This window comes from Pseudomonas bharatica CSV86 (genome assembly GCF_000319305.2).
Lineage (GTDB): Bacteria > Pseudomonadota > Gammaproteobacteria > Pseudomonadales > Pseudomonadaceae > Aquipseudomonas > Aquipseudomonas bharatica.
The window spans coordinates 131,518-148,888 of the sequence record NZ_AMWJ02000004.1; the positions used below are offsets into that span (position 1 = coordinate 131,518).

The 17,371-nt window shown below is 62.9% G+C and carries 16 protein-coding genes and 1 pseudogene; 11 read left to right on the forward strand and 6 right to left on the reverse strand.

Going from position 1 to position 17,371, the window contains the following annotated elements:
• Window positions 1–86 precede the first annotated feature (86 nt).
• Window positions 87–863: a transporter substrate-binding domain-containing protein gene (locus CSV86_RS27160; RefSeq protein WP_009394000.1), complete on the reverse strand. Its 777-nt coding sequence runs from the start codon at window positions 861–863 to the stop codon at window positions 87–89.
• Between the two features lie 207 nt (window positions 864–1,070).
• Window positions 1,071–2,300 (reverse strand): phosphoglycerate dehydrogenase, encoded by a 1,230-nt coding sequence (gene serA / locus CSV86_RS27165; RefSeq protein ID WP_009396704.1) that lies wholly within the window; start codon window positions 2,298–2,300, stop codon window positions 1,071–1,073.
• A gap of 172 nt (window positions 2,301–2,472) precedes the next feature.
• Between serA and CSV86_RS27170 the strand changes: the two genes are divergently transcribed.
• The 4 genes from CSV86_RS27170 to CSV86_RS27185 all read left to right on the forward strand — a co-directional run bounded on the left by CSV86_RS27170 (window position 2,473) and on the right by CSV86_RS27185 (window position 6,625).
• The gene (locus CSV86_RS27170; RefSeq protein ID WP_009396706.1) at window positions 2,473–3,870 is read left to right on the forward strand and encodes a D-2-hydroxyglutarate dehydrogenase; all 1,398 of its coding nucleotides are present in this window, start codon (window positions 2,473–2,475) and stop codon (window positions 3,868–3,870) included.
• Between the two features lie 16 nt (window positions 3,871–3,886).
• Window positions 3,887–4,552, forward strand: a complete 666-nt coding sequence (locus tag CSV86_RS27175) for a fumarylacetoacetate hydrolase family protein (RefSeq protein WP_009396708.1) — start codon at window positions 3,887–3,889, stop codon at window positions 4,550–4,552.
• A 144-nt stretch (window positions 4,553–4,696) separates the two neighbouring features.
• Window positions 4,697–5,635, forward strand: coding sequence for an SdiA-regulated domain-containing protein (locus CSV86_RS27180; RefSeq protein WP_009396710.1), 939 nt, complete (start codon window positions 4,697–4,699; stop codon window positions 5,633–5,635).
• Between the two features lie 90 nt (window positions 5,636–5,725).
• A complete protein-coding gene (locus CSV86_RS27185; protein WP_009396712.1) occupies window positions 5,726–6,625 on the forward strand; it encodes an SdiA-regulated domain-containing protein in 900 nt (299 codons plus the stop codon).
• A gap of 105 nt (window positions 6,626–6,730) precedes the next feature.
• On the opposite strand, the gene rpiA is transcribed toward CSV86_RS27185, so the two are convergent.
• The gene (gene rpiA / locus CSV86_RS27190) at window positions 6,731–7,402 is read right to left on the reverse strand and encodes a ribose-5-phosphate isomerase RpiA (RefSeq protein ID WP_009396714.1); all 672 of its coding nucleotides are present in this window, start codon (window positions 7,400–7,402) and stop codon (window positions 6,731–6,733) included.
• Between the two features lie 131 nt (window positions 7,403–7,533).
• Between rpiA and ilvA the strand changes: the two genes are divergently transcribed.
• On the forward strand, window positions 7,534–9,048 hold the full coding sequence (ilvA, locus tag CSV86_RS27195) for a threonine ammonia-lyase, biosynthetic (protein WP_009396716.1): 1,515 nt from the start codon (window positions 7,534–7,536) through the stop codon (window positions 9,046–9,048).
• Between the two features lie 40 nt (window positions 9,049–9,088).
• A complete protein-coding gene (locus tag CSV86_RS27200) occupies window positions 9,089–9,517 on the forward strand; it encodes a DUF2269 family protein (RefSeq protein ID WP_009396718.1) in 429 nt (142 codons plus the stop codon).
• A gap of 9 nt (window positions 9,518–9,526) precedes the next feature.
• Here the strand turns inward: CSV86_RS27200 and CSV86_RS27205 are convergent, their stop codons facing one another.
• The gene (locus CSV86_RS27205) at window positions 9,527–10,183 is read right to left on the reverse strand and encodes a histidinol-phosphatase (RefSeq protein WP_009396720.1); all 657 of its coding nucleotides are present in this window, start codon (window positions 10,181–10,183) and stop codon (window positions 9,527–9,529) included.
• A gap of 143 nt (window positions 10,184–10,326) precedes the next feature.
• On the opposite strand from CSV86_RS27205, the gene CSV86_RS27210 reads away from it, so the two are divergent.
• Both CSV86_RS27210 and ptsP read left to right on the forward strand, forming a co-directional pair.
• Complete coding sequence (locus tag CSV86_RS27210) at window positions 10,327–10,806, forward strand: RNA pyrophosphohydrolase (RefSeq protein WP_009396722.1); 480 nt, start codon at window positions 10,327–10,329, stop codon at window positions 10,804–10,806.
• A 22-nt stretch (window positions 10,807–10,828) separates the two neighbouring features.
• Complete coding sequence (ptsP, locus tag CSV86_RS27215; RefSeq protein ID WP_009396724.1) at window positions 10,829–13,093, forward strand: phosphoenolpyruvate--protein phosphotransferase; 2,265 nt, start codon at window positions 10,829–10,831, stop codon at window positions 13,091–13,093.
• 103 nt (window positions 13,094–13,196) lie between these two features.
• Here the strand turns inward: ptsP and CSV86_RS27220 are convergent, their stop codons facing one another.
• Window positions 13,197–13,940 (reverse strand): NRDE family protein, encoded by a 744-nt coding sequence (locus CSV86_RS27220; RefSeq protein ID WP_009396726.1) that lies wholly within the window; start codon window positions 13,938–13,940, stop codon window positions 13,197–13,199.
• 133 nt (window positions 13,941–14,073) lie between these two features.
• On the opposite strand from CSV86_RS27220, the gene CSV86_RS27225 reads away from it, so the two are divergent.
• From CSV86_RS27225 to CSV86_RS27235, 3 genes and pseudogenes are all read left to right on the forward strand, one after another.
• The gene (locus CSV86_RS27225) at window positions 14,074–14,856 is read left to right on the forward strand and encodes a sulfite exporter TauE/SafE family protein (RefSeq protein ID WP_009396728.1); all 783 of its coding nucleotides are present in this window, start codon (window positions 14,074–14,076) and stop codon (window positions 14,854–14,856) included.
• Between the two features lie 14 nt (window positions 14,857–14,870).
• Window positions 14,871–15,680 (forward strand): prolipoprotein diacylglyceryl transferase, encoded by an 810-nt coding sequence (lgt, locus tag CSV86_RS27230; RefSeq protein WP_009396730.1) that lies wholly within the window; start codon window positions 14,871–14,873, stop codon window positions 15,678–15,680.
• A gap of 49 nt (window positions 15,681–15,729) precedes the next feature.
• Window positions 15,730–16,700: pseudogene (locus CSV86_RS27235) on the forward strand (thymidylate synthase).
• Window positions 16,701–16,845: 145 nt separating this feature from the next.
• Here CSV86_RS27235 and cadR read toward each other — a convergent pair.
• On the reverse strand, window positions 16,846–17,289 hold the full coding sequence (gene cadR, locus CSV86_RS27240; RefSeq protein WP_009396732.1) for a Cd(II)/Pb(II)-responsive transcriptional regulator: 444 nt from the start codon (window positions 17,287–17,289) through the stop codon (window positions 16,846–16,848).
• Between the last annotated feature and the right edge of the window lie 82 nt (window positions 17,290–17,371).

Consider the following 17,371-nt stretch of genomic DNA (forward strand, 5'->3'; position numbering starts at 1 on the left):
TTCAGGACCTCATCGCTGGCAAGCCAGCTCCCACAGGGTGTGGGAGCTGGCTTGCCAGCGATGAGGCCATCAGCAGCGCTGAATATCTAGTGCTTGGGCGGCTCGCTCGCATCCACCCCAAACCATTTCTTCGACAATTCGCTCAGCCGGCCATCGTCCTTGACCCGTTGCAACGCGTTGTCCAGCGCACTCTGGAACGCCGGGTTGCCCTTCTGGAACGGAATCGCCAGCTTCAGCACCGGCCCCACCGTCGCGCCCTCGGTAACCGGCAGGTTGCGTTCCTTGATTGCATAGGGAATCAGCAGCCGATCACTGACGGCGCCGTCGATCTGGTCGTCCGCCACTTCCTTGATCGGCTGGATCGCATCCTTGTAACTGCGCAGGTCCACGCCCTCGACGCTCTGTGCCTGGGCGGCGAACGAGCTGCCCTGGACCACCCCGAGGCTGTGGCCCTTGAAGGCTTCGAGGTCATGCAGCGGGCGCTTTTCTTCCTGGCGCACGATCAGTTGGGCGATGGTGTAACTGTAGGGATTGCTGAAATCCAGGCGCTCTTTCAGTTCTGCGGTAGTGGCAATCTGATTAATCGCCACATCGTACTTGCCGCTCTCCACACCTGGCAGAAGTTCGGCCGGGTCCACCACGATGAAGTCGGCATTTACGTCCAGCTCTTTGGCGAGCATCTGCCCCAGTTCCACTTCGAACCCGCTCAGTTGCCCGGCGGTATCACGGAAGTTGAACGGCGGCGTTTTAGCTTCAATGGCGATTCGCAATTCGTTGCGGTCGGCGATTTCGTCGAGAATATCCGCATGTGCCCACGGGCTGAGCAGGCTGGCGGCCAATAGTGCCCCGGTAAAGAAACGCATCTGAGCCCCTTCTTCTCATTGGCAATTAAACACAGGGTTGCCGCGGCTTCTGTCATGGCCCCGATCAAGAGCCCCTTGTGACCGCATCCTTCCCCGGATGTTTAACCCTAGTTGAAATATTTCCGTCGGAATCATGCAACTTCATGTTTTCAAGGCAAATAAAAAAGGGAGGCCATCAAGGCCTCCCTTTTCAACAGCGCAAGGAGCTCAGAACAGAACGCGGGAACGGATGGTGCCCTTGACCTGTTGCAGTTTCTCTTGAGCCAGGTCCGAGTACTCGGCGTCCACGTCGATTACCACGTAACCCACTTTCTCGTTGGTCTGCAGGAACTGACCGGAGATGTTGATGCCGTTCTCGGCGAAGACCTTGTTGATCTCGCTGAGCACGCCCGGGATGTTTTCGTGGATGTGCAGCAGGCGGTGCTTGCCCGGGTGGGCCGGCAGGGCGACTTCCGGGAAGTTGACCGACGACACCGAGGTACCGTTGTCGCTGTACTTGACCAGCTTCTCCGCCACTTCCAGGCCGATGTTGGCCTGGGCTTCGGCGGTGGAGCCGCCGATGTGCGGGGTCAGGATCACGTTGTCCAGGCCACGCAGCGGGCTTTCGAACTCTTCGTCGTTGGAGCGCGGCTCGACCGGGAACACGTCGATGGCGGCGCCGATCAGGTGCTTGTCCTTGATCGCGGCAGCCAGGTGTTCCAGCTGGACCACGGTACCGCGGGCGGCGTTGATCAGGATCGAGCCCTTCTTCATCGCACGGATTTCCTTCTCGCCGATCATCCACTGGGTGGATGGCAGCTCAGGTACGTGCAGCGAGACGATATCGGCCAGGCCCAGCAGTTCGTGCAGGCTGGTGACCTGGGTGGCGTTGCCCAGCGGCAGCTTGGTCAGCGGATCGAAGAAGAACACCTGCATGCCCAGGCTTTCGGCCAGGACCGACAGTTGGGTACCGATCGAGCCATAGCCGACGATGCCCAGCTTCTTGCCGCGGATCTCGAAGGAGTTGGCCGCACTCTTGATCCAGCCGCCACGGTGGCAGGACGCATTTTTCTCGGGGATGCCGCGCAGCAGCAGGATGGCCTCGGCCAGCACCAGCTCGGCAACGGAGCGGGTGTTGGAGTACGGCGCGTTGAACACGGCGATGCCGCGCTCGCGGGCTGCGTCCAGGTCGACCTGGTTGGTGCCGATGCAGAAGCAGCCGACGGCAACCAGTTTCTTGGCGCAGTCGAAGATCTCTTCGGTCAGTTGGGTGCGGGAGCGGATACCGATGAAGTGGGCATCGGCGATCTTTTCCTTCAGATCGGCTTCCGGCAGGGAGCCGGTGAGGTACTCGATGTTGGTGTACCCGGCGGCCTTGAGGACGTCCACGGCGTTCTGGTGGACCCCTTCGAGAAGAAGGAACTTGATCTTGCTCTTATCGAGAGAAGTCTTGCTCATCTGCGTAAACCTGTGTCCCGGAGAAAAATGGCTGGGAAGTGAAGCTGTCGCAGAATCGGCGGGGAAGCACGATCAGCGGGGGGCGTATGCTAGCATACCGGCGCCGCGCTCAGACCATCCCCGGCACGTGAAGTGTGCTCAGGGTGACCATGAATAGTTCGAGAGTTCCATCATGATCGATCCCGTTCTGCTTGCTGAACTGACGTCCCTTGTCGAGCCCGGCAAGGTCCTGACCGATGCCCCTTCCCTGGAAGCGTATGGCAAGGACTGGACCAAGCACTTCCCGCCCGCGCCATCGGCCATCGTCTTTCCCAGGACCGTCGAGCAGGTACAGGCCATCGTCCTCTGGGCCAACCGGCACAGGATCGCCCTGGTGCCCTCGGGCGGACGCACCGGCCTGTCCGCCGCCGCCGTCGCGGCCAATGGCGAGGTGGTGGTGTCCTTCGACTCCATGAACCGCATCCTCGACTTCAATGCCTTCGACCGCACCGTGGTCTGCCAGCCTGGTGTGGTTACCGCACAATTGCAGGCCTTCGCCGAGGAACAGGGGCTGTATTACCCGGTGGATTTCGCCTCGTCGGGTTCCAGCCAGATTGGCGGCAACATCGGTACCAATGCCGGCGGAATCAAGGTCATTCGCTACGGCATGACCCGCAACTGGGTTGCCGGGCTCAAGGTGGTCACCGGCAAGGGCGACCTGCTGGAACTGAACAAGGACCTGATCAAGAACGCCACCGGCTACGATCTGCGCCAGTTGTTCATCGGCGCCGAAGGCACCCTGGGCTTCGTGGTCGAAGCGACCATGCGCCTGGATCGCGCGCCGAAGAACCTGACCGCGATGGTCCTCGGCACCCCGGATTTCGACTCGATCATGCCGGTGTTGCACGCCTTTCAGAGCAAGCTGGACCTGACGGCGTTCGAGTTTTTCTCCGACAAGGGCCTGGCCAAGATCCTCGATCGTGGCGATGTACCGGCGCCGTTCGCCACCGAATGTCCTTTCTATGCCCTGCTGGAGTTCGAGGCCACCACCGAGGATGTCGGCAACGACGCCCTGGCGCTGTTCGAACACTGCGTCGAGCAGGGCTGGGTGCTGGACGGGGTGATGAGCCAGAGCGAGCAGCAGTTGCGCAATCTGTGGAAACTGCGCGAATACCTGTCGGAAACCATCTCGCACTGGACCCCGTACAAGAATGATATCTCCGTCACCGTGGCCAAGGTCCCGGCGTTCCTGCGGGATATAGACGTGATCGTCAACGCAAGCTACCCGAATTTCATCGTGGTCTGGTACGGCCACATCGGTGATGGCAACCTGCATTTGAACATCCTCAAGCCCGACGACATGAGCAAGGACGAGTTCTTCGCCAAATGCGCGGTGGTCAACAAGCAGGTGTTCGAAGTCGTCGAGAAGTACAACGGATCGATTTCCGCCGAGCATGGTGTCGGCATGACCAAGCGCGACTACCTCGCCTACAGCCGCTCGGCGGCGGAAATCGACTACATGAAGGCAGTCAAGGCGGTGTTCGATCCCAACGGGATCATGAACCCGGGCAAGATCTTCGCCCCCGAATGACCCACAGGAGCCGGAAATGAGCTATCAGCACCAATATGTAGACGGAACGCGCATCCACTTCCCGCTGGGTAAAGTGGTATGCATCGGGCGCAACTACGCGGAACATGCCAAGGAACTGGACAACCCGATTCCCACCGAGCCGCTGCTGTTCATCAAGCCGGGCAGTTGCGTGGTGCCCCTGGAAGGTGGTTTCGCCATTCCGGTCGAGCGTGGCTCGGTGCATTACGAGGCGGAAATCGCCGTGCTGCTGGGCAAGTCCCTGTCGCCGAAGCCCTCCGAGGAAGAAGTGCTGGACGCGATTTCCGGCTTCGCCCCGGCCCTGGACCTGACCCTGCGCGACCTGCAGTCGCAATTGAAGGACAAGGGCCTGCCCTGGGAACGCGCCAAATGCTTCGATGGTGCCTGTGTCCTGCCGCCGTTCGTGGTTGGCAGCACCTTCGAAGACCTCGCCGATATCGGTATCCGCCTGACCATCAACGGCGAAGTGCGCCAGGACGGCAACAGTGCGCTGATGCTCAACCCGATCGTGCCGATGATCCAGCACATGGCATCGCAGTTTTCCCTGCAGGCTGGCGATGTGATCCTCACCGGCACCCCGGTAGGCGTCGGCCCGCTGAACCCGGGCGATGAGCTGGTACTGGAGCTGCCAGGCGCCAGCCGTTTCGAAGGCAAGGTGCTCTGACCCGGAATGGGGCAGCCGCAATGGCTGCCCCATTTGTCCATTCATTCGTCGGTTTTCCCGTTTTTTTCACAAATCATCTGGATAATTCCCACCCGGTCTTGCGGCTGCTTGCGTCAGCCGGACACAACAACAGGAATTTCTCCGATGGCCACCCTGACTTCCGGCTCTTCAGGCGACTCCTTGTCGCCCGCGCGCAAGCGCCCCATCGCCCTGCGCTGGTCCACCTGGTTGGTGACGGCCGCCGTGATCGGCTACGGCGTGGCCATTGCGATGCATTGGGACGACCGCGGCATGCTGTGGCTGCAGGAGCGCTTCCAGAACCAGGTTACCCAAAAGGCCAGTGTCTGGTTGCCTGACTACCAGGTCGATATCGATGCCAAGGTGCTGCCAGGCATGGAGGACGATGAGGCCTCCGACCTGTCCTACCATCCTGGGCGCAAGACCCTGTTCGCGGTCATGGGCAAGAACCCCTTCCTGGTCGAGCTCAACCTCGACGGCGACGTACTGCGCAAGATCCCGCTGCACGGCTGGTCCAACCCCGAGGGCGTCGCGGTGCTGGCCGATGGTCGCCTGGCCATTACCGACGAGCGCCAGCACAGTCTGACGCTGGTCAGCCTCGACGACGCCACCACCGAGCTGAATATCAAGGACTTCCCGCACTACGATCTCGGCCCTTCGGCTAACCAGAACAAGGGTTTCGAGGGTATCGCCTGGGATCCGGCGCAACAGCGGCTGATCCTCGGTGAAGAGCGTCCGCCTAAGCTGTTCAGCTGGCGTACCGACGGTCGTTCGGACCTGGCCGGGACCAAGCAGGAGCTGGCCAACGACGACCTGGACCTGCGCAATCTCTCGGGCCTTGGCGTGGACCCGCGTACGGGCCATCTGCTGGTACTGTCGGCAGACTCCAACATGTTGCTCGAACTGGACAAACAGGGCGAGCAGGTCAGCTTCATGACCCTGCTTGGCGGTTTCAATGGCCTGAAGAACCGCATTCCACGGGCCGAAGGCGTGGCCATGGATGAAGCGGGCACCCTGTACATGGTCAGTGAGCCGAACCTGTTCTATCGCTTCCACAAGCAATGACGGAAGATTTTTCCGATAGTGGCATTAAGCTTCATTTCAGCTGACTATGGTGAGATTCAGGCCGTTCCGTTTCCTGCCTGAGTCTTGCCGATGCGCCTGCGTATTCCTCTCCTTGTGTTCCTCGTTGCCCTGCTGGCCGTCCTGGCCTATGCCGGGCAGCACTATCGGCTGTACGAGCGCGGCTGGTTCAACCTGAAGACCTGGATGCAGCCGTCCGGCCAGAGCATTGGCCTCGACCGTTATCGCGTGGTGATCGAGGCCCGTCCCATTGAAGGCCTGTCGGACGATCTGTCGGCCCTGACCTACGACCCCGACCGCAAAAGCCTGTTTACCGTGACCAACACCAACCCCGAGCTGATCGAGTTGTCGCTGGAAGGTCGGGTTCTGCGTCGGGTGGCATTGACCGGGTTTGGTGATCCGGAGGCGGTGGAGTATGTCGGGCGTGACAGCTATGTGATCACCGACGAGCGTCAGCAGCGTCTGATCCGGGTGCGGCTGACGGATGACACGCCGTTCCTCGATGCCAAGGATGCCGAGCAACTGACGCTGGGTATCGGCCTCAACGGCAACAAGGGCTTCGAAGGGCTGGCCTGGGACCAGCAGGGCAAGCGCCTGTTCGTCGCCAAGGAACGCGACCCGATGCTGATCTACGAGGTGCATGGTTTCCCTCATGGCAACCCGCAACAGCCGTACGCGGTGCATGTGGTGCAGGACCGCAAGCGGGATTCGCGGTTGTTCGTGCGGGATCTGTCGAGCCTGCAGTTCGACGAGCGCAGCGGGCATCTGCTGGCCTTGTCGGATGAGTCCAAGCTGGTGCTGGAACTGGATGTGCAAGGGCGGCCGGTGGGCAGTCTGTCACTGCGCAAGGGGTTCCAGGGCTTGAAGCAGAGCGTGCCGCAGGCGGAGGGGATCGCCATGGATGGGGACGGAACGCTGTATCTGGTGAGTGAGCCGAACCTGTTCTATGTCTTCAGGAAGGCAGATCGGTAGAGTAACACCGAACCCTGTGGGAGCGGGTTCACCCGCGATTGCGTCGGTGAATCCACTATCGTAATCGCGGGTGAACCCGCTCCCACAGGGGATCGCGTCGCCCCGTCAGGCCTTGAGGGTCTTCACGCCTTCACTGGTGCCCAGCAACAGCAGGTCTGCCGGACGCGCCGCGAACAGGCCGTTGGTGACCACGCCGACGATCGCATTGATCTGGCTTTCCAGCTCCACCGGATTGGTGATCTGCAGGTTGTGCACGTCGAGGATGATGTTGCCGTTGTCGGTCACCACACCTTCGCGGTACACCGGGTCACCGCCCAGTTTCACCAGCTGGCGCGCCACATGGCTGCGCGCCATCGGGATGACTTCGACCGGAAGCGGGAAGGCACCCAGCACCGGCACCAGCTTGCTGGCGTCGGCGATGCAGATAAAGGTTTTCGCCACTGCCGCGACGATTTTCTCGCGGGTCAGGGCTGCGCCACCGCCCTTGATCAGGTTGAGGCGCTCGTCGCTCTCGTCGGCACCGTCGATGTAGAACTCCAGCTCGCTCACGGTGTTCAGCTCGTAGACCGGGATGCCATGGCCCTTCAGGCGTGTGGCAGTGGCCTCGGAGCTGGCCACGGCGCCGTCGAAGGCGGTCTTGTGCCGGGCCAGGGCGTCGATGAAGCAGTTGGCCGTCGAGCCGGTGCCGACACCAATGATGCTCTTGGCATCCAGGTGCGGCAGGATGAAATCGACAGCGGCCTGGGCGACGGCCTGTTTGAGTTGGTCCTGGGTCATGCGGGCTCCGAAGCGGGAGTATCGTGAAGCCGGGCATTATAGCGGCTAAAACCCCGGGTTTGCTGTGGTCGCCCGACAAGGCGCTGCGGTAGACTCCGATCCCCCGTCCAGCCGCCCGTGATGCTTTCCCGATGCTCGAACAGTACGTCAAGAAGATCCTCACCTCGCGCGTCTATGACGTCGCCGTGGAAACCCCTCTGCAGGCTGCCGGCCAGCTCAGCAAGCGCCTGGGCAACCAGATCCTGCTCAAGCGCGAAGACCTGCAGCCGGTGTTTTCCTTCAAGATCCGCGGCGCCTACAACAAGCTGGCGCAGTTGAGCGAGCAGGAGCGCGCGCGCGGCGTGGTCACCGCCTCGGCCGGCAATCATGCCCAGGGTCTGGCCCTGGCAGCGCGGGAAATGGGGGTCAAGGCGACCATCGTCATGCCGCGCACCACCCCGGAAATCAAGGTTGAAGGTGTGCGCTCCCGCGGCGGCAAGGTGGTGCTGCATGGCGATTCGTTCCCCGAGGCGCTGGCCTATTCGCTGAAACTGGTCGAGGAAAAGGGCTTCGTCTACGTCCACCCCTACGACGATCCGCACACCATCGCCGGCCAGGGCACCGTGGCCATGGAAATCCTGCGTCAGCACCCGGGCCGCCTGGACGCGATCTTCGTGCCGGTCGGTGGCGGCGGGCTGATCGCCGGCATCGCCGCCTACGTCAAGTACCTGCGCCCCGAGATCAGGATCATCGGCGTCGAACCGGACGACTCCAACTGCCTGCAGGCCGCCATGGCCGCCGGCGAGCGCGTGATCCTGCCGCAGGTCGGGCTGTTCGCCGATGGCGTGGCGGTGGCGCAGATCGGCCAGCACACCTTCGACATCTGCAAGGAGCACGTCGATGAAGTGATTACCGTCAATACCGACGAGATCTGCGCAGCCATCAAGGATATCTACGACGATACCCGCTCGATCACCGAGCCGGCCGGCGCCCTGGGCGTTGCCGGGATCAAGAAGTACGTGGAGCAGCACGGCCTGGCCGGCCAGACCCTGGTGGCCATCGACTCCGGCGCCAACGTCAACTTCGACCGCCTGCGCCATGTCGCCGAACGCGCCGAACTGGGCGAGGGCCGCGAGGCGATCATCGCGGTGACCATTCCCGAGCAGCCGGGCAGCTTCAAGGCGTTCTGCGAGGCGATCGGCAAGCGCCAGATCACCGAATTCAACTACCGCTACCATTCCGGCAGCGAAGCGCACATTTTCGTCGGCGTACAGACCCACCCGGACAACGATCCGCGCAGCGCGCTGATCCAGCAACTCACGGAGAAGGGCTTCCCGGTCACCGACCTGACCGACAACGAGCTGGCCAAGCTGCATATCCGCCATATGGTCGGTGGTCACGCGGTTGGGGTCAGCGATGAAATGGTCCTGCGCTTCGAGTTCCCCGAGCGTCCGGGAGCGCTGTTCAATTTCCTCAACAAGCTGGGCGGGCGCTGGAATATCTCGATGTTCCACTACCGCAACCATGGCGCGGCGGACGGCCGCGTGGTCGCCGGCCTGCAAGTGCCGGAAGACGAGCGCCACCTGGTGCCGGCGGCGCTGGCGAAGATCGGCTACCCGTACTGGGACGAAACCGACAACCCGGCGTACCGGCTGTTCCTCGGCTAAGCGGCTACGCTTTGAGCAACGCCCCGAGGAAATCGCCCCCATGGAACCGCTGACCGCCCTGAAAACCGCTCATGTACTGGCTACCGTGCTGCTGCTTGGCAGCGCACTAGGGCTGGCGGTCTGGACCTGGAGAGCCCGGCGCACGGGTGATGCGGCAGCGGGCGGGCGGCTGCTGGCGCGGCCGCAGGGTTTTCTCTGGCTGTCGATGGGCATCGGCCTGGTGAGCCTGCCGTTTACCGGCTGGTGGCTGGTCCACCTGGTGGGCTGGCCGCTGGGGCAGACCTGGGTGCTGGGTTCGAGCCTGCTGTATACCTTCGGCGCGCTGGCCTGGTTCTGGCTGCTGGCCCGGATCAATCACATGCGTAGCGCGCCGGACGCGGGCAAACCCCGGTTCACCCTGGCCCTGGCGTTGTTCAGCGGCATCTGTTTCATCGCCATCGCCGGCTTGATGGGCGCCAAGCCGGTCTGACGTCCTGGCTTAATCGCGCAGGCTGATCACCGGCCAGCCGCGTTTTTCGGCCTCGGCCCGCAGGTTCGGGTCGGGATCGACCGCCACCGGATTGTCCACCTGTTCCAGCAGCGGCAGGTCGTTCATCGAGTCGCTATAGAAGTAGCTGCCTTCGAGTGTCAGCCCGTTCTCTTCCAGCCAGCGCTTCAGGCGCGTCACCTTGCCTTCGCGGAAGCACGGCACGTCGATGCTGCGCCCGGTGTAGCGGCCGTCGACCAGCTCGCATTCGGTGGCGAGCAGGGTTTCCACCTCCAGGCGCTTGGCGATCGGCCCAGTGATGAAGCGGTTGGTGGCGGTGATGATGACCAGCCTGTCGCCAGCGTCGCGGTGTTTCTTCAGCAGGGCCAGGGCCTTGGGCAGGATGATCGGTTCGACGCAGTCGCGCATGAAGTCGCCATGCCATTCGTCGAGCTGGGCCATCTCGGTGGTGGCCAGGATCTCCAGGCTGAAGTTCAGGTAGGCCTGCAGGTCCAGCTTGCCGGCCAGGTAATCCTGGTAGAAGGCGTCGTTGCGGTTCTGGTACTCGACCGGATCGAGAATGCCGCGGGCGCACAGGTAGTCGCCCCAGGCGTGGTCGCTGTCGCCGCCGAGGAGGGTGTTGTCCAGATCGAATAAAGCCAGGCGCATCGAAGAGTCACTCGCATAACATCTGAAAAGTCCCACAGAATACGGACTTTTCACAACGCTGCACATAAGGTATGGCGGGCGCGTTGCTGGGCTTGCTGGCTTTGTGGAACAATGCGGCGACATGCGTTTGCGAGGTTGCTGCCGTGATCGACCCCGATGGTTTTCGCCCCAATGTCGGGATCATTCTCACGAATGATCTTGGACAGGTGCTATGGGCCCGGCGAATCAACCAGGATGCCTGGCAGTTTCCACAAGGGGGAATCAACCCCGATGAAACACCGGAAGATGCTCTGTACCGCGAGTTGAATGAAGAAGTAGGTCTCGAGCGTCAGGACGTGGAAATACTTGCCTGCACCCGTGGCTGGTTGCGTTATCGTTTACCCCAACGTCTGGTCCGTACCCACAGCCAACCGCTGTGCATCGGCCAGAAACAGAAGTGGTTCCTGCTGCGGCTGGTTTCCAACGAGCAGCGGGTGCGGATGGATCTCACCGGCAAACCGGAGTTCGATGGCTGGCGCTGGGTCAGCTATTGGTATCCGCTGGGCCAGGTAGTGACATTCAAGCGCGAAGTGTACCGCCGCGCGCTCAAAGAGCTTGCCCCGCGCCTTCTGGCGCGCGACTGACGACGGAGTTCGACCCCGAGCCATGCTCAATACGCTGCGCAAGATCGTCCAGGAAGTTAACTCCGCCAAGGATCTCAAGACGGCGTTGGGGATCATCGTCTTGCGCGTCAAAGAGGCCATGGGCAGCCAGGTCTGCTCGGTCTACCTGCTCGACCCGGAAACCAACCGTTTCGTCCTGATGGCCACCGAGGGCCTGAACAAGCGCTCCATCGGCAAGGTCAGCATGGCGCCGAACGAGGGCCTGGTCGGCCTGGTCGGTACCCGGGAAGAGCCGCTGAACCTGGAAAACGCCGCCGACCACCCGCGCTACCGCTACTTCGCCGAGACCGGCGAGGAGCGGTTCGCCTCCTTCCTGGGTGCGCCGATCATCCACCACCGTCGCGTGGTCGGGGTGCTGGTTATCCAGCAAAAGGAGCGGCGCCAGTTCGACGAAGGGGAAGAAGCCTTCCTCGTCACCATGAGCGCGCAGCTCGCCGGGGTTATCGCCCACGCCGAGGCCACCGGTTCGATCCGCGGCCTGGGTCGCCAGGGCAAGGGTATCCAGGAAGCCAAGTTCGTCGGCGTGCCGGGCTCGCCGGGAGCCGCGGTAGGTACTGCGGTGGTCATGCTGCCGCCGGCCGACCTGGATGTAGTGCCGGACAAGACCGTCACCGACATCGACGCTGAACTCAAGCTTTTCAACAACGCCCTCGAAGGCGTGCGCAGCGACATGCGCACCCTCTCGGCCAAGCTGGCGACCCAGCTGCGCCCGGAAGAGCGGGCGTTGTTCGACGTCTACCTGATGATGCTCGACGACGCGGCCCTGGGCGGCGAGGTGGTCGAGGTCATCAAGACCGGCCAATGGGCGCAGGGCTCCTTGCGCCAGGTGGTCGGCGAGCACGTCAACCGCTTCGAACTGATGGACGATGCCTACCTGCGCGAGCGTGCCTCGGACGTCAAGGACCTCGGCCGGCGCCTGCTGGCCTACCTCCAGGAGGCCCGCCAGCTGTCGCTGGTCTACCCGGACAACACCATCCTGGTCAGCGAAGAACTGACCCCGGCCATGCTCGGCGAAGTGCCGGAAGGCAAGCTGGTGGGCCTGGTGTCGGTGCTGGGTTCGGGCAACTCCCATGTGGCGATCCTCGCCCGAGCCATGGGCATTCCCACGGTGATGGGCCTGGTCGACCTGCCGTATTCCAAGGTCGACGGCATCCAGATGATCGTCGATGGCTACAAGGGCGACGTCTATACCAACCCCAGCGATGTGCTGCGCAAGCAGTACGCCGATGTGGTCGAGGAGGAGCGCCAGCTGGCCCAGGGCCTTGATGCCCTGCGCGAACTGCCGTGCGAAACCACCGACGGCCACCGCATGCCGCTGTGGGTCAACACCGGCCTGCTCGCCGATGTGGCCCGGGCGCAGCAGCGTGGCGCCGAGGGTGTCGGCCTGTACCGCACCGAAGTGCCATTCATGATCAACCAGCGTTTCCCCAGCGAAAAGGAACAGCTGGCCATCTACCGTGAGCAACTGGCTGCTTTCCACCCGTTGCCAGTGACCATGCGCAGCCTGGACATCGGGGGCGACAAGGCGCTGTCCTATTTCCCGATCAAGGAAGACAACCCCTTCCTTGGCTGGCGCGGCATCCGCGTTACCCTCGACCATCCGGAGATCTTCCTGGTCCAGACCCGCGCCATGCTCAAGGCCAGCGAAGGCCTGAACAACCTGCGCATCCTGCTGCCGATGATCTCCGGCATCCACGAGCTTGAAGAAGCCCTGCACCTGATCCACCGTGCCTGGGGCGAGGTGCGCGACGAAGGCACCGACGTGCCGATGCCGCCGGTGGGCGTCATGGTGGAAATCCCCGCGGCCGTGTACCAGACCCGCGAACTGGCGCGCCAGGTGGACTTCCTCTCGGTCGGTTCGAACGACCTGACCCAGTACCTGCTGGCGGTGGACCGCAACAACCCGCGCGTCGCCGACCTCTACGACTACCTGCACCCGGCGGTGCTCCAGGCCCTGCAGCATGTGGTCACGGCGGCCCATGCCGAAGGCAAGCCGGTGAGCATCTGTGGTGAAATGGCTGGTGACCCGGCGGCTGCGGTATTGCTGATGGCGATGGGCTTCGACAGCCTGTCGATGAACGCCACCAACCTGCCGAAGGTGAAATGGATGCTGCGCCAGATCAGCATGGGCAAATCGAAGGAAATGCTCGCGCAGGTCATGGAGATCGACAACCCGCAGGTTATCCACAGCACCTTGCACCTGGCCCTGAAGAACCTGGGCCTGTCGCGGATGATCAATCCGCACTGAATGTGTTGATCACCACAGCCCCTGTGGGAGCGGGTTCACCCGCGATTACTATAGTGAATCCACTACTGCAATCGCGGGTGAACCCGCTCCCACAAGGTCCTTGCTAAAGCTTCAAGTCGACCTCGCCCAGATGCCCCCCGAACGGCCCAAAGCTCCTCTCCACCAGCCTGCGCCGCCCATCCGCTTCAACTACCAGCACCGTACTCGCCCGCGTCCCATAGTTCTGGCTGGCAATGAACACGCTGGACAGCAGCCGCTCGGTTGCCAGGCCCACCCCGGTGCTGGGAAGCTCCGCGTCCGCCGCCGGCCGGGCATCCCCCAGCAGTTCGAACAGCTCTTCCGGCTGCGGATCATCCAGCCGCTCCCGCAGCGCCTCCCGCGCCTTGACCAGCTTCGGCCACGGCGTATCCAGGGCGGCGTTGGATAGTCCGTACACCCCGGCCTCCAGCATCCTCGGCGTATCCCCGGCATGCAGATACCCCAATTGCCCGGCATTCCCCACCAGCAGGTTGAACCCGGAATAAAGCCGGGCCTCGCCGGCCACCTTGTCCAGATAAGCCTCGACCGACAGTTCCCCGCGCAAATAGCCCGCCACCAGTTCGCCCCGCGACCGGGCGCCCAGGGCTTGCCCCGGGTCACGGATATTGGTCAGCGCCGCGAACCGACCCTGCGGCCCCACGCCCAACCAGGTCCCGCCGGCTTCCAGGTCACGCCCGGCATGCACGCCGGAGGCCTCGTCCCACGAGGCCAGGGCCTGGGTCGGGCGGGCGTAGAACTCGTCACGGTTGGCCGCGACGATCAGCGGCCGGGCATGTCCCGGCCGCCAGGCGAAAACGATCAGGCACATCGTGTGTCCCATTGTCTTGTCGGTGGTGCCTCACTCTACCTCAGACCGTCCTGACAAGGTCTTCATCTGCCTGTAGTGGAGGCAAGTGCCCGGCTTCCGTTACCATGCCGGACTGAATTTTCCGGGAGCGACAATGGAATTCGTGCTCTACCTGCTGCTGGGAGCCTGCGCAGGCGTGCTGGCCGGGCTGTTCGGCGTCGGTGGCGGCATCATCATCGTGCCGGTATTGGTCTTCAGCTTCACCCTGCAAGGCTTCGATGCTTCGGTACTGACCCACCTGGCCGTCGGCACGTCGCTGGCGACCATCGTCTTTACCTCGATCAATGCCATCAGCGAGCACCATCGCAAGGGTGCGGTGCAATGGCCGATCTTCGCCTGGATGACCCTGGGCATCCTGATCGGCGCCGTTATCGGCTCCAAGACGGCCTCGCTGATCCAGGGCCCGCACTTGCAGAAGATCATCGGCGTGTTCGCCCTGGTGGTTGCCGTGCAGATGGCCCTGGACCTCAAGCCCAAGGCCAGCCGCAGCGTGCCCGGCAAGGCCGGATTGACCCTGGCCGGCAGCGTGGTCGGCTGGGCTTCGGCGATCTTCGGCATCGGTGGCGGCTCGCTGACCGTACCGTTCCTGACCTGGCGCAGCCTGCCGATGCAGCAGGCGGTGGCGACTTCGTCGGCCTGCGGCCTGCCGATTGCCCTGGTCAGTGCCCTGAGCTTCATGCTGCTGGGTTGGCACGAGGAGCATCTGCCGCCCCATAGCCTGGGCTTCGTGTACCTGCCGGCAATGATCGGCATTGCCGTGACCAGCATGTTTTTTGCCCGCTTCGGCGCGCGTCTGGCGCACAAACTGTCGCCGCGCTTGCTCAAACGCCTGTTCGCCGCATTGCTGTTCTGCGTCGGCCTGAGCTTTTTGCTTTAACGAGAGGAGTCATCATGCTGCCTTACCCGCAGATCGATCCCGTGGCACTGGCCATCGGGCCGCTGAAAATCCATTGGTATGGCCTGATGTACCTGGTCGGTATCGGTGGTGCCTGGCTGCTGGCCTCGCGCCGGCTCAAGCGCTTCGACCCCACCTGGACCAAGGAAAAGCTTTCCGACCTGGTGTTCTGGCTGTCGATGGGCGTCATCGTCGGCGGACGGCTCGGCTACGTGCTGTTCTACGACCTGAGCGCCTACCTGGCCAACCCGACCCTGATCTTCGAAGTCTGGAAGGGCGGCATGTCGTTCCACGGCGGCTTCATCGGCGTGATGCTGGCGGCGCTGTGGTTCGGCAAGCGTAACAACAAGACCTTCTTCGAACTGATGGACTTCGTCGCGCCGATGGTACCGATCGGCCTGGGTGCCGGGCGGATCGGCAACTTCATCAACGCCGAACTGTGGGGCAAGGCTACCGACGTGCCGTGGGCCATGGTCTTCCCGCCGTTCAGCGACCCGGCGCAACTGCCGCGGCATCCCTCGCAGCTGTACCAGTTCGCCCTGGAGGGCGTGGCGCTGTTCCTGATCCTCTGGCTGTACTCGCGCAAACCGCGGCCAACCATGGCGGTATCGGGCATGTTCGCCCTGTTCTACGGGATCTTCCGCTTCATCGTCGAGTTCGTCCGCGTTCCGGACGCCCAGCTCGGCTACCTGGCCTGGGGCTGGCTGACCATGGGTCAGATTCTCTGCGTACCGATGATCATCGGCGGCCTCGCCTTGATCTGGTGGGCCTATAATCGCAACCCGTCGGTAAAACCCGCGGTCTGATTTTCCACGGCAGGGGCGATCCCCCTGCCGTCCTAGTTACAGGAACGCTATGAAACAGTATCTGGACCTGGTCCGCGACGTCATCGAGAACGGCACCCTGCAGGAAAACCGCACCGGCGTGCGCACCATCGCCCTGCCGGGGCCATGCTGCGTTTCGACCTGCAGAAGGGCTTTCCCGCCATCACCACGCGCAAGCTGGCGTTCAAGTCGGCCATCGGCGAGATGGTCGGCTTCCTCCGTGGCGTCAGGAATGCCGCCGAGTTCCGCGAGCTGGGCTGCAAGGTCTGGGACCAGAACGCCAACGAAAACGCCCAGTGGCTGGCCAACCCGTTCCGCCAGGGGCATGACGACCTCGGCGAGATCTACGGCGTGCAGTGGCGCCAATGGCCGGCCTACAAGCGCATCCCGCTGGCTAACCCGGCGGCCATCGAGCTGGCGCAGAAGAACGGTTTCGTGAAGATCGCCGAGTCCGAGGAAAACGGCGAAGCCTTCGTCGTGCTGTACAAGGCCATCGACCAGATCCGCCAGTGCGTCGACACCATCGTCAACGACCCCAACAGCCGGCGCATCCTGTTCCACGGCTGGAACTGCGCGCAACTGGACGAAATGGCCCTGCCGCCTTGCCATCTGCTGTATCAGTTCCACCCCAACACGCAGACCAAAGAGATCTCCCTGACGCTCTACATCCGCTCCAACGACCTGGGCCTGGGCACGCCGTTCAACCTCACCGAAGGTGCGGCGCTGCTATCGCTGGTCGGCCGCCTGACCGGCTACACGCCACGCTGGTTCACCTATTTCATCGGTGATGCCCATGTGTATGAAAACCACCTGGACATGCTCAACGAGCAACTCCGGCGCGAGCCGCTGGACGCACCGAAGCTGGTGATTTCGGACCGGGTGCCGGAGTTCGCCAAGACTGGCAGGTACGAGCCGGAGTGGCTGGAAAAGATCGAGCCGAGCGATTTCAGCCTGGAAGGGTATGAGCACCACGCGCCGATGACGGCGCCGATGGCTGTCTAGGCCGGCTCTAACAGTACACACAATCCCTGTGGGAGCTGGCTTGTCGGACCGCCGAACCGCAGCGATTTCGCCAGATCAGACGACATCATTGCTCATGACGGCCCCATCGCTGGCAAGCCAGCTCCCACAGGGTGAGCGGCCGGCCTTAGTGGCCGTGACTTCTACCGACATGGGAGTGTTCTCCCTCCGGCACTGAAACCGCCCCGTTCACCTCCAGCCTCTCCAGGATCGCGCAATGTTCGCCTTCGGCGTTGCAGCGCCTGCGCAGTTCCACCAGTTGCTCCTGCAGCGCGACCAGCCCGTCGATCCTGGCCTGCACGTGCTCGATGTGCTCGTCGATCAGCGCATTGACGCTGCCGCATTGGTCCTGCGGGCTGTCCTTGAGCTTCAGCAGGCTGCGGATTTCTTCCAGCGTCATGTCCAGCGTCCGGCAGTTGCGGATGAAGGTCAGGCGCTCGACATGAGCCTGGGTGTACACCCGATAGTTGCCCTCGCTGCGCGCCGGCTCCGCCAACAGGTTCTCCCGCTCGTAGTAGCGGATTGTCTCTACCGCGCAATCGGTGGCCTTGGCCAGTTCGCCGATCTTCATCTGCAAATACCTCGATAGGTGTGCTTGACCCTATAGTGGCTACAGGGTGTTCACTTGGCAACAGGACCTTTCCGGTGAACCC

Coding starts and splice junctions, on each gene's coding strand:
- CSV86_RS27160 (WP_009394000.1), bottom strand. CDS start 863: ATGCGTTTCTTTACCGGGGCACTATTGGCCGCCAGCCTGCTCAGCCCG.
- serA (WP_009396704.1), bottom strand. CDS start 2,300: ATGAGCAAGACTTCTCTCGATAAGAGCAAGATCAAGTTCCTTCTTCTC.
- CSV86_RS27170 (WP_009396706.1), top strand. CDS start 2,473: ATGATCGATCCCGTTCTGCTTGCTGAACTGACGTCCCTTGTCGAGCCC.
- CSV86_RS27175 (WP_009396708.1), top strand. CDS start 3,887: ATGAGCTATCAGCACCAATATGTAGACGGAACGCGCATCCACTTCCCG.
- CSV86_RS27180 (WP_009396710.1), top strand. CDS start 4,697: ATGGCCACCCTGACTTCCGGCTCTTCAGGCGACTCCTTGTCGCCCGCG.
- CSV86_RS27185 (WP_009396712.1), top strand. CDS start 5,726: ATGCGCCTGCGTATTCCTCTCCTTGTGTTCCTCGTTGCCCTGCTGGCC.
- rpiA (WP_009396714.1), bottom strand. CDS start 7,402: ATGACCCAGGACCAACTCAAACAGGCCGTCGCCCAGGCCGCTGTCGAT.
- ilvA (WP_009396716.1), top strand. CDS start 7,534: ATGCTCGAACAGTACGTCAAGAAGATCCTCACCTCGCGCGTCTATGAC.
- CSV86_RS27200 (WP_009396718.1), top strand. CDS start 9,089: ATGGAACCGCTGACCGCCCTGAAAACCGCTCATGTACTGGCTACCGTG.
- CSV86_RS27205 (WP_009396720.1), bottom strand. CDS start 10,183: ATGCGCCTGGCTTTATTCGATCTGGACAACACCCTCCTCGGCGGCGAC.
- ptsP (WP_009396724.1), top strand. CDS start 10,829: ATGCTCAATACGCTGCGCAAGATCGTCCAGGAAGTTAACTCCGCCAAG.
- CSV86_RS27220 (WP_009396726.1), bottom strand. CDS start 13,940: ATGTGCCTGATCGTTTTCGCCTGGCGGCCGGGACATGCCCGGCCGCTG.
- CSV86_RS27225 (WP_009396728.1), top strand. CDS start 14,074: ATGGAATTCGTGCTCTACCTGCTGCTGGGAGCCTGCGCAGGCGTGCTG.
- lgt (WP_009396730.1), top strand. CDS start 14,871: ATGCTGCCTTACCCGCAGATCGATCCCGTGGCACTGGCCATCGGGCCG.
- cadR (WP_009396732.1), bottom strand. CDS start 17,289: ATGAAGATCGGCGAACTGGCCAAGGCCACCGATTGCGCGGTAGAGACA.